The sequence below is a fragment of the Ureibacillus sp. FSL K6-3587 genome (assembly GCF_038593165.1).
Lineage (GTDB): Bacteria > Bacillota > Bacilli > Bacillales_A > Planococcaceae > Ureibacillus > Ureibacillus suwonensis.
This window is the reverse complement of sequence record NZ_CP151969.1, coordinates 522,311-539,190: the sequence shown is the minus strand read 5'-3', so window position 1 is coordinate 539,190 and position 16,880 is coordinate 522,311. Positions and strand designations below refer to the sequence as shown.

The 16,880-nt window shown below is 32.6% G+C and carries 14 protein-coding genes and 2 pseudogenes; 13 read left to right on the top strand and 3 right to left on the bottom strand.

From position 1 onward, the window contains the following. The first annotated feature begins 159 nt into the window (after positions 1–159). Genes NSS77_RS02595 through NSS77_RS02570 form a run of 6 tightly spaced genes read left to right on the top strand, consistent with a single transcriptional unit; the run spans position 160 to position 6,220 of the window. A complete protein-coding gene (locus NSS77_RS02595) occupies positions 160–2,022 on the top strand; it encodes a nucleoside-diphosphate sugar epimerase/dehydratase (RefSeq protein ID WP_342470257.1) in 1,863 nt (620 codons plus the stop codon). A 24-nt stretch (positions 2,023–2,046) separates the two neighbouring features. Then, on the top strand, positions 2,047–3,162 hold the full coding sequence (locus NSS77_RS02590; RefSeq protein WP_342470256.1) for an aminotransferase class I/II-fold pyridoxal phosphate-dependent enzyme: 1,116 nt from the start codon (positions 2,047–2,049) through the stop codon (positions 3,160–3,162). 6 nt (positions 3,163–3,168) lie between these two features. Further along, on the top strand, positions 3,169–3,780 hold the full coding sequence (locus NSS77_RS02585; protein ID WP_342470255.1) for a sugar transferase: 612 nt from the start codon (positions 3,169–3,171) through the stop codon (positions 3,778–3,780). A gap of 14 nt (positions 3,781–3,794) precedes the next feature. Beyond that, positions 3,795–4,304, top strand: a complete 510-nt coding sequence (locus tag NSS77_RS02580; protein WP_342470254.1) for a GNAT family protein — start codon at positions 3,795–3,797, stop codon at positions 4,302–4,304. After that, positions 4,297–5,259, top strand: a complete 963-nt coding sequence (locus tag NSS77_RS02575) for a pyridoxal-phosphate dependent enzyme (protein ID WP_342470253.1) — start codon at positions 4,297–4,299, stop codon at positions 5,257–5,259. Before NSS77_RS02580 ends, NSS77_RS02575 begins: the two co-directional genes overlap by 8 nt. Further along, the gene (locus NSS77_RS02570) at positions 5,249–6,220 is read left to right on the top strand and encodes an ATP-grasp domain-containing protein (RefSeq protein WP_342470252.1); all 972 of its coding nucleotides are present in this window, start codon (positions 5,249–5,251) and stop codon (positions 6,218–6,220) included. The genes NSS77_RS02575 and NSS77_RS02570 overlap by 11 nt, the downstream gene beginning before the upstream one ends. A 5-nt stretch (positions 6,221–6,225) precedes the next feature. Here the strand turns inward: NSS77_RS02570 and NSS77_RS02565 are convergent, their stop codons facing one another. After that, positions 6,226–7,587, bottom strand: coding sequence for a transposase (locus tag NSS77_RS02565; protein WP_342468410.1), 1,362 nt, complete (start codon positions 7,585–7,587; stop codon positions 6,226–6,228). Between the two features lie 211 nt (positions 7,588–7,798). Here NSS77_RS02565 and NSS77_RS02560 point away from each other — a divergent pair, with 211 nt between their 5' ends. Genes NSS77_RS02560 through NSS77_RS02540 form a run of 5 tightly spaced genes read left to right on the top strand, consistent with a single transcriptional unit; the run spans position 7,799 to position 13,634 of the window. Further along, the gene (locus tag NSS77_RS02560; RefSeq protein WP_342470251.1) at positions 7,799–8,911 is read left to right on the top strand and encodes a glycosyltransferase family 4 protein; all 1,113 of its coding nucleotides are present in this window, start codon (positions 7,799–7,801) and stop codon (positions 8,909–8,911) included. Between the two features lie 51 nt (positions 8,912–8,962). Further along, on the top strand, positions 8,963–9,997 hold the full coding sequence (locus tag NSS77_RS02555) for a glycosyltransferase family 2 protein (RefSeq protein ID WP_342470250.1): 1,035 nt from the start codon (positions 8,963–8,965) through the stop codon (positions 9,995–9,997). A 28-nt stretch (positions 9,998–10,025) separates the two neighbouring features. Then, positions 10,026–11,249, top strand: a complete 1,224-nt coding sequence (locus NSS77_RS02550) for an O-antigen ligase family protein (protein WP_342470249.1) — start codon at positions 10,026–10,028, stop codon at positions 11,247–11,249. A 13-nt stretch (positions 11,250–11,262) separates the two neighbouring features. Next, the gene (locus NSS77_RS02545) at positions 11,263–12,378 is read left to right on the top strand and encodes a polysaccharide pyruvyl transferase family protein (RefSeq protein WP_342470248.1); all 1,116 of its coding nucleotides are present in this window, start codon (positions 11,263–11,265) and stop codon (positions 12,376–12,378) included. Positions 12,379–12,407: 29 nt separating this feature from the next. Beyond that, on the top strand, positions 12,408–13,634 hold the full coding sequence (locus tag NSS77_RS02540) for a flippase (RefSeq protein WP_342470247.1): 1,227 nt from the start codon (positions 12,408–12,410) through the stop codon (positions 13,632–13,634). A gap of 266 nt (positions 13,635–13,900) precedes the next feature. Here NSS77_RS02540 and NSS77_RS02535 read toward each other — a convergent pair. Continuing rightward, positions 13,901–14,203: pseudogene (locus NSS77_RS02535) on the bottom strand (transposase); the annotation flags it as partial. A gap of 231 nt (positions 14,204–14,434) precedes the next feature. Between NSS77_RS02535 and istA the strand changes: the two are divergent. Further along, complete coding sequence (gene istA, locus NSS77_RS02530) at positions 14,435–15,952, top strand: IS21 family transposase (RefSeq protein WP_013401401.1); 1,518 nt, start codon at positions 14,435–14,437, stop codon at positions 15,950–15,952. Beyond that, on the top strand, positions 15,940–16,659 hold the full coding sequence (gene istB, locus NSS77_RS02525) for an IS21-like element helper ATPase IstB (protein WP_342470246.1): 720 nt from the start codon (positions 15,940–15,942) through the stop codon (positions 16,657–16,659). Before istA ends, istB begins: the two co-directional genes overlap by 13 nt. Here istB and NSS77_RS02520 read toward each other — a convergent pair. Next, positions 16,642–16,833 (bottom strand): annotated as a pseudogene (locus NSS77_RS02520) (hypothetical protein); the annotation flags it as partial. The gene istB and the pseudogene NSS77_RS02520 sit on opposite strands and share 18 nt — an antisense overlap. Positions 16,834–16,880: the final 47 nt, after the last annotated feature.

The following is a 16,880-nucleotide window of genomic DNA, read 5'->3' as shown; positions in this document are numbered from 1 at the left end:
TTCTATGAACGAACATTGGGTGCATGTTCAAGCGGTTTACTAGTAGCATAAGATATCCTATTAAAACACTTGAAATGCTCGGTTATACATATCAAAGACCTCTAAGAATTTCTCGCAATCGACACTTTTGAAATTTAGTAGAAAGAAGGTTGACTTTTTATGAGCTATCAAAAGCGTTATCTCCTATTTTTTACCATCGATTCATGCATTGTCCTATCAGCAATCTTTATCAGCTATTGGCTGCTGCATCCGACACTGAATGTCTATGACAACAAATTAATCTTACTCAGTGCGATAACGCTTTTGATTAGTCATCACATTGCGGCTTACTTTTTCCATTTATACGACCGGATGTGGAGTGTGGCTTCGGTCCGGGAACTCCTCATCATTTGCGTTGCGGTGACCATTTCTGTAATGACCGCCAGCTTCATGCAATACATCATCAATCATGATGTTTATTTCCGTGTGATGATGGTCACATGGATGTTGCATATCATTTTGATTGGCGGATCCCGTTTTATTGTCCGAATGCTCAATGACCGGGAATCCTTCCGAAGAGTGGACAACTTGAAACGGGTTTTGATTGTGGGGGCAGGACAAGGCGGCGCGATGCTCATCCGCAACTTGAAACGGGCACCGAATCCGGAATATCGGCCAGTTGCGATTGTGGATGACGATCCGAAAAAACAACATTTAAAAATCCTGGACGTCACAGTGAAGGGCACAACCCGCGATATACCCGAAATTGTTAAAAAATACAATATCGAGGAAATTTTTATCGCCATTCCATCATTAGGACGTTTTGGCATCAAAAGCATCTATGATCGTTGCGCGCAAACCAAAGCCAAGGTCAAAATCATGCCGAATATTGAAGATGTCATGACGGGGAAAGTGTCCGTCAGTGATATGAAAGAAGTGAACATTGAGGATTTGCTTGGACGGGATGAAGTCAAACTCGACATGAATGCCATTTCGAAAAAATTGACGAATAAAACTATCCTGATTACAGGCGCTGGGGGCTCCATCGGTTCTGAAATTTGCCGGCAAGTGATGAATTTCAATCCGAAAAAATTGATATTGTTGGGCCATGGGGAGAACTCCATCTACACCATCTTGATGGAATTGAAAGAAAAACATGGAAACAGCCAAACCGAATTAATCCCGGTGATTGCGGATATCCGGGATCGCAGACGGATCTTTGAAATCGTCAAACAATATAAACCGGATGTGATATACCATGCGGCGGCCCATAAACATGTGCCGTTGATGGAATACAATCCAACAGAAGCGGTTGAAAACAATATTTTTGGTACGAAAAATGTGGCGGATGCCGCCCATGAATTTGGCGTGAAAAACTTTGTCATGATTTCGACGGATAAAGCCGTCAACCCGACAAACGTGATGGGAGCGTCGAAACGCATCGCTGAAATGGTGGTCCAGGACTTGGCAAAACGGAGCAACACCAATTTTGCAGCGGTACGTTTCGGGAATGTACTAGGTTCCAGAGGCAGTGTCGTGCCTCGGTTCAAGGCGCAAATTGCCAAAGGTGGACCGGTCACGGTGACACATCCGGACATGACAAGATACTTCATGACCATTCCGGAAGCATCGCGGCTTGTACTCCAGGCCGGCGCGCTGGCAAAAGGCGGAGAAGTGTTCGTATTGGATATGGGTGAACCGGTCAAAATTGTGGACTTGGCGCGAAATCTCATCCACTTGTCCGGATTCACGGAAGATGAAATCAAAATTGAATTTACCGGCATCCGTCCGGGTGAAAAAATGTATGAAGAGTTGCTCAATCCGGAAGAAATCCAGGAAGCCTCCATCTTTCCGAAAATCCATGTCGGCAAAGCCCACTGCATGGAACATCATCAGTTGATGATGCTGTTGGGGCAATTGAAAACGTTGAAAGATCCTGACGAAATCAAACGGATCACCATTGATGTGGCAAATAAAAAATGGGATCTTGTTCAGGAACAAGATGAAATCCACTATACACCGACTCAATTATCCATTATTTAATTGTAGGAAAGGAAGCTATGTATCATGACAGAAAGAATTTATCTCTCTTCACCCCATATGAGCGATGAAGGGTACGAAATGCAGTATGTAAAAGAAGCTTTTGAGACCAATTGGATTGCTCCATTAGGAGAGAATGTCAATCAATTTGAAAAGGAACTTGCGGAAAAAGTGGGCTCAAAAGCTGCGCTAGCGCTTTCATCCGGAACCGCCGCGATGCATCTTGCATTAAAGGCGGCTGGAGTGGGTGAAGGAGATATTGTATTCTGTCAATCTCTCACCTTTGCAGCAACTGCGAATCCTATCATCTACCAACATGCGATTCCAGTTTTCATCGATAGTGACCCGGAAACTTGGAATATGTCGCCGGAAGCTTTGGAAAAGGCCTTTGAAAAATATCCAAATGTGAAGGCCGTCATTGTAGTCCACCTATATGGATTATCGGCAGATATGGATAAAATTTTAGAGATTTGTCATAGACATAATGTACCAATTATTGAAGATGCTGCCGAGTCTTTGGGCGCATATTATAAAGGGAAACATACAGGTACTTTTGGCGATTACGGAATCTTTTCGTTCAATGGCAATAAAATCATTACCACATCCGGTGGCGGAATGCTTGTTTCCAATCATGTGGATAAAATTGAGAAAGCGCGATTCTGGTCCACCCAATCCCGCGATCAGGCAAGACACTATCAACATAGCGAATTAGGTTATAACTATCGCATGAGCAATGTACTTGCAGGGATTGGTAGAGGCCAATTGAAAGTATTAGACGACAGAGTAGCAAAAAAGAAATATATTTTTGATTTTTATAAGAGAGAACTAGGCGAATTAGAAGGGATTGAGTTCATGCCAGTTAATGAATGGAATGAACCGAACTATTGGCTTAGTGTCATCCAACTGACAGGAGACATCCGACCAATGGATGTCATTGAAGCGTTGGAAAAAGAAAACATTGAATCAAGACCTGTATGGAAACCGATGCATTTGCAACCGTTCTATGAAAAATATGATTATATCCATCTTGGAACGGATGTCGCAGCGAAATTATTTGAAAACGGTGTTTGCCTGCCGTCTGATACGAAGATGACGGATGAACAGTTATCAAAAGTTGTTGAAGTTATTAAAAGCTTATGGTGATTTTTTATGAGAAAAATAAATTTGATTATCAAGAGATTAATTGATTTTTTTGGAAGTCTATTAGGATTAATTATTTTATCACCTATCCTGATCATAATAGCAATTTTAATTAAAGCTACATCAAAAGGTCCTGTCTTCTTTAAACAAGAACGATTAGGTAAAAACGGAAAGGTGTTTAAAATTATCAAGTTTAGAACGATGGTTGTGAATGCGGAGAAAATAGGTTCAGGTTTATTTCTTAAGTCTGAAAATGATAACAGAATAACAAAAATAGGAAAATTTCTTCGCGCAACCAGTTTAGATGAGTTACCACAATTAATTAATGTATTACTTGGCCAAATGAGTCTTGTTGGTCCAAGACCGCCAGTACCTTACCATCCATACAAATATGAAGATTATAACGAGTTCCAACGTAAGAGATTTTTAATGAAACCGGGGATGACGGGTTTAGCTCAAGTAAAAGTAAGAAATTCGGTATCATGGGATGAAAGAATTCGATATGATGTTGAATATATAGAAAAATTTAATATCTTATTTGATTTCTCAATTTTATTTAAAACTTTCTTAAAGGTCGTTAAGCCTGAAAGTATTTATTTACAAGATAATGCACAAAAATAAAAAGTGGTGGATATATGGTGATTTCAATAAGGAAATTTAAAGAAGAAGATATTCCATACAAAGTAAAGTGGATAAATGATGAAAGAAACAATAAATATCTTCATTATGATTTACCATTAAGAGAGGATAAAACATTAGAATGGTATAACAAAATAAAAGATAGAAATGATAGAGCCGATTTTACAATTACTTATGATAATGAACCGGTTGGATTAATCGGATTATTAAACATTGATCATAATAATAAAAAAGCGGAATATTACATTTGCATAGGTGAAGATTCGTATAAAGGAAAAGGAATAGCAAAAAAAGCTACTGATTTATTAATAAAGAAAAGTTACGAAGAATTTGGTTTAATAAAAATTTACCTTTATACAGAAGTTGAAAATATTGCGGCTCAAAAGTTGTTTGAAAAAGTTGGATTTGAAAGAGAAGGCCTTTTAAAAAATGATCTTTTTTATAAAGGGAAAAAAATAGACAGATATGTCTATGGCCTGGATGTAGAAGAATACTTAAATGAGTGATTTGATTATGAGAATTAATGATTATAAAACGCCAATTCAAAAATTAAATTTAAAAATAAATAATAATGACATTTATATAAAAAGAGATGATTTATTTCCGGTTTCATTCGGAGGAAACAAAGCGAGAAAGGCCATACTATTTTTTGAAGATTTGAAGCAAAAAAATAAAGATTGTATAGTTACTTACGGAAGTAGCAGTTCTAATCACTGCCGTGTAATAGCCAATATGGCAGCATCTTATGGAATACCTTGCCATATTATTTCTCCCACTCAAAATATTAAAGAAACTGCAAATAGTAAATTAATCGATATATTTGGCGCTTCCATAACATTTTGTGATGTCAAAGAAGTTCGCGACACAATTGATGGAAAAATTGAGCAATTAAAATCTGAAGGTTATGATCCATATTTTATTCAGGGTGGAGGCCATGGTAATATTGGTACCCAGGCGTATGTAAATGTATACAACGAAATTAAGAAGAGTGAAAAAGAAAATAATATTGATTTTGATTACATTTTTCATACATCAGGTACTGGAACAACACAAGCTGGTCTTATATGCGGAAAATTAATCAATGGCGATGAAAATAGGAAAATAATTGGAATAAGCAATGCACGAAAAAATCCATATGGCAGCCAAGTTGTTTTGGATAGTGTGAATAATTATTTAGAAAGTATAAATATGATGCCAGTATCTTCTGAAGAAATTACATTTATTGACGATTTCGTTCTTGATGGATACGCATCTTATCATGAAGATATATTGATTACAATACTGGAAGTTTTGAAAAATGAAGGTATTCCGCTGGATACCACTTATACAGGCAAAGCTTTTTGGGGCATGAAAGAATATATTAAAGAAAACAATATACAAGGGAAAAATATATTGTTCATTCATACCGGAGGAACACCTTTGTTTTTTGATGCTTTGGAGGATCTGAAAAATGTCAAATGATATAAATATCTTAATTTTAAGTTGTGGTTCTAGAAACAAAATAATTCAATATTTTAAGAAAGAACTTGAAGGCAAGGGGAAAGTGATTGCCACTGACTGCAGTGAACTGGCTCCTGCCTTATATGATGCGGATAAATATTATATTGTTCCAAGGATAAATGAAGAAGGGTATCTAGATACAATTCTTGATATTTGCAAGAATAATAATGTAAAAGCCGTGTTATCCTTAATTGATCCCGAACTCAGTTTACTAGCAGAAAACAAGGAAATATTTTTGCAAAATGGAATTATCCCAATTATTTCTGATTTTGAAGTTGTTGAAATGTGTTTTGATAAATATAAAATGTATCAATTTTTAGTTGCAAATGGATTTAATACCCCAAAGAGTTATATAGATAAAGAAAAGTTTTATCAAGATGTTGAAGCAGGCATTATTAGTTATCCTGTATTTGTGAAACCGGTCAAAGGCAGTGCAAGTATCAATATAAATATCTGTTCAACAAAAGATGAAATTGAAGTATTGTTTAACCGTTTCGATAATTTAATGATTCAAGAATATATGAATGGTACGGAATATGGAGCAGATGTTTATATTGATATGATAACTCATGAACCTGTTGCCATCTTTGCGAAGCAAAAAATTAAAATGCGTGCAGGGGAGACAGATAAGTCTGTTTCTGTAAAAGATCCTTCATTATTTGAGTTGATTATAAAATTTGTTCAAAAAGCAGGATTTATAGGAATAATTGATATCGACATTTTTAAAGTAAACGATCAATATTATGTTTCTGAAGTAAATCCCCGATTTGGTGGGGGATATCCTCATGCTTATGAGTGTGGGGTAAATGTACCAAGGATGATAGTTAATAATATTGTAGATGTTGCAAATGAAAATGTTATTGGAAAATATGACAAAGAAATTTATATGATTAAATATAATGAATTAAAAATATTAAAATAAGTTACTCAACTTTCGCACACAGTAATATTTAAGCATTGCTTGATATAATTAGGTATAGTAACCAACCATTTATTCATTTGATTTTTAAAGATGTCCATGTTTAAAGAAACCTTGGATTCCGCCAAAGTTTGGAAAAGGTCAATAAGCGATTGAAGGGCAGTAATAAAATCTATGTCTTTTACATCTTCGCAAAGGATGTAAAAAAGGTTGCCAATCGTCTTAGGATCCTCCTCTTTTCGCATTTGCCAGGCAATGAGAATATATCGTGTAAAAACAATGGTTGTATGGCTAATTAACATGTCGTATGAACGACCCTGGAATTCTTTCCCTAAATTTAAAAAGGATTTATTGCATTTGAAGAAGACTTCAATGTCCCAACGCATGCCGTAAATACGAATGATCTCTTCATTTTCTAATGTTGTATCTGTGCTGAGAATAGCAAGCCATTCGCTCCGTTTATTACGGTTTCGTACAAATAGAATTTTTACTGGAATTCCATTGTCTAAAGTAGCATAAACGGATCCGAGAATGTCTTTTTTACCCATGTGCGTTTTTGCCAATTTGTAAAGTTGATTCAGTGTGAAACGTTCACCATTGTAAACGTATCGCTGCTTTAATTGCTTCACCATGCCAATGACAAATAACCCTTTGTTCGTAATCTTCTCAATTAAAGGCGCTTGTGTAAACCAGGAATCCATGAGAACATAGTCAGCTATAATCCCTTTTTCAAGCGCATGATCAAGTAAAGCTGAAGCCACGTCCGGTTTTGATTTCAGAGCTTCCTGGCGACGCTTATAGCCAGATGTTCGTTTATCAATATTGGTATTGATTTCTTGCAGGCGATTTTCCTTTTTCGGTGAACTTAGAAGAGCAAAATCAATAGGAATAAAAGTAAAACTATCGGTCCAGCCAAGGGTAAGCATTTGAAACCCTTTCAAGTACTGATGCGTAGAGTGATCAAAAACCTTAGCCAACAGTTCAACCGACTTACTACGGTTTCGTGAAAAGACAGAATCATCAATCACAAAAGCTGTGACACGATCTTTTGAAGTTAATGGTTGAAGCAGACGGATCATTTCACTGCTTAATGAAAGCAGAAACTTTCTCCAATGATAGGTTGGTGTATTTAAAAAGCGATAGACTGTATCCTTTCCGGGCAGATCCTGAGATCGTTTACTCATAAAAGCACGAAACCAGTTCTTATATTGGAAGACTAAAAGAAAAATCAGTTTGAAAACAGTAAGACAAGAATACCCGGAAAGTTTCGTAATATTCGCTTTTCTTATATGATATCCAATATTTAATTCGGAAAATCCTTGTTTAATTTCTTTTGGTAATTGCGCAAAGTAGTCTTTATTCGTTATCATAGTGGTGACACCTTTCTTTTGGATTTGGTTTCGTCACCAATATTTTACCAAAAGAATAGGTGTCTTTCTTTATGTTTTAAAAAATGTCAAATGATAATTTTGTACTTCCAAAACCCATTTACATCAAGCATTTAAACAAGATTTTGGACTGCGAAAGTTGAGTAAGTTAATTATTTAATATTAATTAAATTTAATGATTGGAGAATTAAAAATGAAAATATTATATGTGACTACTATATCTAATACAATAAATGCATTTTTAATTCCCCATATAAAAATGCTAATTAATCAAGGCCATCAAGTTGACATAGCTTGTAATGTAAAAAGGGATATAAATAGAGAATTGATGGATTTAGGATGTAAAGTTTATAATATTGAATTCCAACGATCCCCATTACAGAAGGATAATATAAAAGCTTTTAAAAAATTAAAAAAATTAATACAAGATAAAAAATATGATCTTATACACACCCATACCCCGGTTGCTTCAGCATGTGTAAGGTTAGCTTGTAAAAATCTGGAAAATGTTAAAGTATTTTATACTGCGCATGGTTTTCATTTTTATAAAGGTGCTCCAACTAAAAATTGGTTAATTTATTATCCAATAGAGAGATATTTGTCTAAATATACGGATGTGATTATAACGATAAACAATGAGGATTTTGAAAGAGCACGAAAAAAATTAAAAGCTAATAGTGTTGAATATATACCAGGAGTAGGACTTGATATTTCTAAGTTCAAAGAGAATAAAATTGATAAATTATCAATAAGATCAAAATTAGGTTTACCCGAAGATAGCTTTGTTGTACTTTCAGTAGGAGAACTCAACGAGAACAAGAATCATGAAACTATTATAAAGGCTTTAGCAATTTTAAATAATCCAAAAATCTATTATGTGGTATGTGGAAAGGGAAATAGGTTAGATTATTTAAAAAAATTATCAAAAGATTTAGGTGTTATGAACCAAGTTAAATTATTAGGTTTTCGAAGTGATATTGCGGATATTTGTAAATCTGCAGATGTTTTTGCTTTTCCTTCATTCCGTGAGGGACTTGGTATGGCAGCACTCGAAGCAATGGCTTCTGGGTTACCTATTATCACTTCAAATGTTCATGGAATTATTGATTATTCTATTAATGGTGTTACAGGGTTTAATTGTAAACCATCTGATGTAAAATGTTTCGCAAAAAGTATAGATAGACTTTATAAAGACGAAAAACTAAGAGAGAACATGTCGAAGAATTGTTTAAATATTGTTGAAAAATACGGGATAAAAAATTCTTTATGTGCTTTGGAAGTTATATATAAAAAATCAATAATATAAATTTCCTTTTTTAAGTAGTTTGTAGTTTCCTTGATTGGTGGGAGAAAGCAGTTGTTTATTTCAATTATTATTCCTGTTTATAATGCAGAACCATTTTTAGATAAAACTATTCAATCTATTCTTTCACAGACATACAAAAATTTCCAACTTATATTAATTGATGATGGATCTAAAGATAATAGTTTACAGATTTGTTATAGATACCAAAGAGAAGATAGTAGAATTTTGGTACTATCTCAAGAAAATGCAGGTTCATCTGCAGCAAGAAATTATGGATTAATAAAAGCTACTGGTGATTATATAATGTTTGTAGATGCAGATGACTGTATTGAAGAGAATATGCTTGAAGAGTTAGTAAAGATTGCTAAAGAAAAAAATCCTGATATTGTAATGTGTGGTTTATATAAAAATTTTTATGATAAAAATAAAAAACTAATTGAATCTAAAGTATTTAGACTTAAACCTAGGTATATTAAAGGTAATAAAAGTATTGCAAATGGTATCATTGATTTATTTGAAAATGAAAAAATAAATGGTCCAACATGTAAATTAATTAGAAAAAAATTAATTATTGGAAATGAAATAATGATGCCAGTTGGAATACATTTGCAAGAAGATTTATTGTTTAATGTAAAAGTTCTTTGCTTTGCAGAATCAATTTATGTAACAGATAAATGTTTCTATCATTATAATAACTATAATGTTGAATCCGTTACAAAAAGATACTATCAAAACAAATTTGAAATGTTAAATTATGTTCATAATTATGTTGTTGAATATTTTGAACTACGTACAAAAAACAATGATATACTTGCAAGAGCCTATTACTTGTATATTAAAAATGTATATGCGGGATTTTTAAATCTTTTTCATGATGATTGTGTGTTAAGTAGAAGGGAAAAGATCGATTATATTGAGGGAATTATAACATCAAATGAATATAATGAAAAATTAAATAAATCTAAAAGAAGTGGTTTTAAATATACCGTTTTAAAGTCTTTTTTGCAAACTAAAAATAAATATATAATATATTATTTTACCAAGTTATTATATTATTTAAAAAAATATTTAAAGATGAAATATTAATATTATGATTGTTCGAAAGTAGAGGCGAATGAAAATAAGCACCCAAAATATCTACTTAAAAAAAATATATAATCTTACTTTTATTCTCTTACTAATAACATTATATTTTGTTGTTTTAGCACCACTGCAACAAATGAAAGTATTTATTTTACCTTTCACTTTTATTATTTCTCTAATAATGATTTTATATAATGGTTATATAGCAAAACTAAGATATTATCAGTTGTCTTGGTTATTAACTATTTTCCCCGTTTGCTTTTCGTTATTTTATACAACGAGTTTTTCTAATTCACTTGTTTTTATATTAATATATTTAGTTTCAATTTTAATTTTTGTTACTTACTCCATTCTGGATATAAATTTAAAATTGTTAATGAAAGTTAACTTGTTTTTATCTTCAATAATAGTTATTACAACTTTAATTTCTAAATTTTTACCCGAAATTTACAATAAATTTCTATTCCCTTTAATGACACAAGGAGCACAGAGTGCAACTATATACTTTGAAAGAATTGGTGTTTATTCAGGTATTAGTGGTCAAACTGGTACAAATGCCTTTTTAATATCAATAGGTCTTGGGATACTTTTATTTCAAAGAAAAAAGAATATTTATAGTTTATTTTTTATTTTTAGTTTTATTTATGCATTAGTTTTGACTGAGAAGAGGGGAATTATTTTAGCCGATATTCTAGGAGTTATTATTGTCTACTTATTATTCTTTAATTTTAAAACTTTTTCGAAAAAATTGATTATTATTACAATAATGTCATTAATAATTTGTTCAATGATAATAAGCAATATTGAAATCATAATTGATTTTTTTGGTATAACTAGCCAAAAAGATATTACAAGTGGAAGATTAGGATTATATATGACTGCTTTATCCTTATTTTATGAGAGACCAATTTTCGGTTGGGGAATTAATGCATTTGTTGATAATCCAATCTATAAAACATCAGTAGATGTACATAATATATACTTACAGCTACTTGCGGAATTGGGTTTATTTGGTTTTGTACTATATATGGGTGCAATAGTATTAACATTAATTTTGACATTATTATTAAGTAAAAAGAATTATAACGCAGAAAACGACAGTATAAAATCATTTTTATATACTTCTGCTTTTGTACAGTTGGTTTTTATTTTTTATGGGGTTACTGGTAATCCTTTGTATGATTATAACTTCTTTTTATTATATTTGATTTTTATAGCTCCTTTAGCTAATTTAGGTTACTACAGATATAAATGAAAGGAAGAAGTCGATGAAAATTGGAATATTAACATTTCATAATGCTATAAATTACGGTGGGGTGTTACAGGCTTTCGCCTTACAAGAAACATTAAAAAAGGAAGGATTTAATGTACGAATAATAGATTATCAAAATGAATCTATTATGAAATCGAATAAGTTAAAAAGAGAAGTAAATTTGTATAAAGGAGCAAAACATAGAGTATTAAAAACTGTTTATATAAAAACTAGACATCTTATGACAAACAAACAATGGGAAAAAAAGTTTAAACAGTTTAATGATTTTAAAAAAAAATATTTAAATTTAACTGAAGAAAAATATTTTTCACTAAATGAAATAGAAAATTTAAATTATGATGCTTATATTTCTGGAAGTGATCAAGTATGGAATCCGAATATTACTGGTGGATTAGATCCAGTGTATTTTTGTAATTTTAATAATAAAAGTACAAAAATATCCTATGCAGCAAGTTGTGGTAGTTTACATACAATAAGTGGTGTTGAAAAGGAATTTTTAAAACTTGTATCAAAACTGGATTATATATCAACTCGAGAATCGCAATTAGCGGAGTTTATAAGTAATAAAGGAGGTATAGATGTTCAACAAACTTTAGATCCTACCCTTTTACTTAATAAAGAAGATTATATGTCTGTAAAAAAAGAGGCATTAATAGAGGAACCATATTTACTAATATATAAGTTACAAGAAAACAAAGATATATATAAAATAGCTAATAGAATTGCAAATCAGAACAATCTGAAAATTTACGAAATTGGGTTTAATCCTATTTTTTTAAAAAAAGGTATAAATTATATTCAATCAGCAGGACCTGATGAATTTTTAGGGTTATTCGAAAAGGCAAAATTTGTTGTGACTAATTCCTTTCATGGCACTGTTTTTTCGATTTTATTTGAAAAAAACTTTATAACAATTCCACATAGAAGTGTTGGACAAAGAATGGTTGATCTACTTTATAAAGTTGGATTAGAAAACAGATTGATAGAAAGTTATAAGGATTTGGAAAATTTTAATCTTACTGATATAGATTTTAATAATGCTAAAAAAATAATTGAAACTGAAAAAGAAAAATCATTGCAATTTTTAAAATCATCACTTATTAAATTCTAATAAGTCATTTTGAGGACGGGCGAGATATATTGAGTTCTTTATGGAGAGAGAAGTTAATAAAAAATGTGTTTTTAAAAAAAATTTTAGACTCAATTGTTGGTAAAGGTGCTTATTCAATTTTTACCTTATTATTCTCATTAGTTTGTACAAGATTATTTGGAGCCGAGATTTTTGGTGAATATACGTATGCTTTTACAATTATTACAATTCTATCAATAGCTGCGAAGTTTGGTCTTGATAATGGGTTAATTTATTCTTTACCTAAAAATAAATACAAGCATGTATCTTTTAGTTTTTTGGCGAATTTTGTTATTTCAATATTGCTAATAGTAGTAGTATGGTTATTAACAGACAATAAAATTCTTAAATTAATGCTACCTATAGTTTGGCTATATTCGGTTGAATATTTATTTTTTAGTTTATATAGAAGTGATGGGAAATTTAAAGAATTTTATAAAATAAATGGCTTTTTAAGCATGGTAATAAGAATAGGATTTGTTGTGTTGCTATTTTATATTCTTGGACAAAACATTTATTCTATAATCATAGCAACATATATTTCTTTTATTTTCTCTAATATAATTTACTTTATTCAAAATAAATATAAGTTTGAGAAATTAATTTTAGATGTAGGTTTACTTACATATTCTTTCCCTCTACTTTTGTCAAATATGGTATCTTTATTAATGGGAAGAATAGATATACTAATGTTAGGCTCTCTTGGTACGAAAACTGAAGTTGGGATATATCAAATAGTTGTTCAAATATCAGGTTTAATTAGTGTTATATTAGTAATTTTTATCTCTGTATTTGCACCTAGGGTTGCAAATTATTATCATAATGGTGAAATAGAAAAAATAAGACAGCTCTATACCAAAACGACACGTGTTCTATTTATTTTATCCTTAATGATAACAATGATGATAATATTGTTAAGTGAATTTATTTTAAGTATTTTTGGTAAGGATTTTATAAATGGTCAGATGGCTTTAATTTATATGTGTATTGGTCAATTTGTAAATGTGGCAGTAGGTGCGGTATGGACATTAATGTCTATGACTGGAAAACCAAAGTTTCAGCTTTATTCTAATATAATCTCGTTAATTTTGAGTGTAATATTAAATTTATTACTTATACCGAAATTTGGCATGAATGGTGCAGCTATATCAACTATGTTTACTATAAGTTTTACAAATATCATTGGTTATGTTGTTGTAAAGAAAGAATTTAAAGTAAAGGTATTTAAATTTATTTAGCAGGAATTTAATACTTGAATATAAAGAAAGATCCATTTTTTTAATGTAGAATAGATAGCCCTTTAATCCTATATTTTGGATTAAGGGCTATTTTGACGAGTTACTTATCGTTTGAGACAAAGAAAATGGTTCTTTGTCAAATGGTGTTGGTGAATAAATTCTAGTGACATTATTTGGTAATATGTAATCGGATGGCTTAGGGGAAATTCGAGGTTCCCCTAAGCTGTTTTTATTTTCGCTAAGTTTTGGGTAATGAATATTCAGTTTCTAAAGTGATAGAAGGATCGATAACCGAAAGAAATGCGTTTAATCACTTTGATTTTGTTATTAATCCCTTCTAAAATGCCGTTGTTATAATCATATTTCAACGTATTCTCCACGTAATTTATGTATTTGTTGATTGTCTTGATGGCGGTTTTCATATAGCTGGAAACGCTGTTCTGTTTATTCGCCAATGTTTTCTTCAAGAGCTCAAAGTCTTTGGTTTTGATGCAATGTCGAACGTATGTAACCGTCAAGTTGTTTTTGGCAAGTAGAAAATGGCTCTTACGTTCTTTTGGTGAAACCATATATGTACAGTCCTTCATCTCTTTATAATTTTTTAAAAAAACATTTTATAAATGATATAACACTCGTTTTTCAAGTAAATCCAGCTTTGCCTGTTTATGGCAAACTAAAAATGTAACGTTTGGCAATTAATTTATGCAGGTCCTATAAAACAAAAAACCACTTGCCAACATTCCCCAAATACACTACCCTCCTAGTTGGACAAAACAGTTCAACGGGAGGTATTCAAGGAGATGTTAGCAGTGGCTGAAATTCATTATATCAGATATGAAGCAAACCAAAAAGGATGTTCCTATTCCGATATTGCCAAAAGAATGAATCGTGATCCAAGAACAGTGAAGAAGTATGCGGAAATGGAAGACTTCAATCCCTCAAAAGTTAAACAAACGAGAAAAGCGAAAGTGATGGATCCAGTGAAACCGATATTGGATCAATGGATTAAAGAGGACTTGACAAAGAAGAAAAAATATCGAAGAACTGCGAAACGAATGTATGAAATCTTAAAAGAAGAATATGGATTTACAGGTTCAGATCGTTCTGTTCGGCTCTATGTATCAAAAAGAAAACAAGAACTGCTCGAACAAAGTGAACCAGCTGCGTTACCTTTAGAATCGAAACCTGCAACGGCTCAAGTTGATTTTGGAGAAGCTCCTTTTCTCTATCAGGGGAAATACGTCGATTTTCCTTACCTGGTCGTTTCATTCCCTTACAGTAATGCGGCCTATGTGCAAGTCATGCCAGCTCAAAATCAAGAATGTTTCTTGGAAGGATTAAAACGAATCTTTCACTATATGGGAAGGGTTCCAAGGGTCATTCGTTTTGATAATCTCTCCCCTGCCGTAAAAACGATCTTGCCAAACGGAGAAAGAGAATTGACAGAGACATTTCAACGATTCGTTTTACATTATGGCTTTGAATGCGAGTTCTGCAACCCAGCCAGCGGAAATGAAAAAGGGAATGTCGAATCAAAGGTGAAATATATTCGAAACAATTTCTTTTTACCTGAACAAACAATCTATCAACTAGAAAGTTTTAATGAATCTTTATGGGAGAAATGTGAGAAGGACTGGAATCGTCCGCATTATGAGAAGGAGCGACTCATCGCTGAATTATTTGAAGAAGAACAAGCGTTATTTCTTCAATTGCCAGCCAAAGAATTTGAATGTGTCCGATATGAGCAGGTCACGGCTGATAAGTACGGTTTCATCCATTTAGAAAACAATTTATATTCCACGTCTCCCCGTTTTGCCAAACAAAAGGTTTTGGCAAAGATCTCTTATCATGAGATTGCCATTTTAACAGAAGAGCATGAGCTGATTATCAAGCACGAGCGTTTATATGGCACAAAACAAAAATCAATGAAATGGCAACCATATCTTACGTTAATGGCCAAAAGGCCAAATGCATTAAAATATACGGATTTCTATGAAAAGATGCCGGAAGAATGGAAAAATTATTTTTCCAATTGTACCGTTCAAGAAAAGAAGGAAGCATTACAACTACTAGCTGTTTTACTAAAAGAACATGATTTCGAAGTTTCGACACAGGCTTTGAGGATTGCCTCCCAGTATGGTCATCCGAAAGTAGAATCGATTAAACAGGTATTTTATCAATTAATCAATGGAAGAGGTATACGAGAGCCAATTCAACCGAAAAAACACGTTCCAGATATGCCGGAAGCCATCCGAGGAGTAAGGCATTATGACCGCCTATTCGAATCCCAAGGAGATGTGGCATCATGGAACAAATGATTAAGGAATATGCCAAAAGACTAAAATTAAGCTGGATTCCAGCCAATTACCATACCATCCATGCGGAAACAAAGGAGGAATTTTTACTGAAGCTGTTTGAACGAGAAGTGCAGCATCGAGATGAGAGAAGGATAAATTTACTACTAAAACAGGCGACATTGCCGAAAATTCCAAATAAACCTTATGATTGGCGGGAGATTCAACTAGCCCCAGGCATCACAAAAGATTATATTTTAGAAGGTGAGTTTACGAAAAATCAGGAAAACCTTATCTTCTATGGCGGAGTGGGAACCGGTAAAACATTCCTTTCCACTCTCATCGCCCTCAATTTGATGAAAAAACAAGGAAAAAGAGTGAAGTTCTATACGGCCGCCTCCATTGTCAATGCTTTATTGGAGGCCAATGAAAAAGGTGACCTTGGTAAATTTCTCAATCAAATCGAAAAGTTGGATCTCTTGATTCTTGATGAATTGGGCTATATTCCATTGCATAAACAGGGGGCAGAGTTATTATTTCAAGTTATTTCCATGTGTTATGAAACCAAAAGCATCATTGTGACAACCAATTTACCTTTTAGCCAATGGAATAATGTCTTTGGCGATCCCATTTTAACAGAGGCCGTCATTGATCGGCTGATTCATCATTCTCATTTAATCATCTTCAATGGTGAAAGTCACCGATACAAAGACTCAATCTCTCAACGTTAACCATGGAATTTGGCAAGTGTATGTATGCATTTTTAATTGCCATTTCATACATTTTCTACTTGCCAAAAACAGCTTTGCCCGGCCATACATGATTCGTTTCATCAGCTTCAATCGGTGAACATGGCCTTCCACAACTCCGTTACTGTAGGAAGTACTAAATGCCAGCTTAATCGACTGTAAATCCCTACGGAGTCGAAGTGCACAATTGTAAACGATAAAAT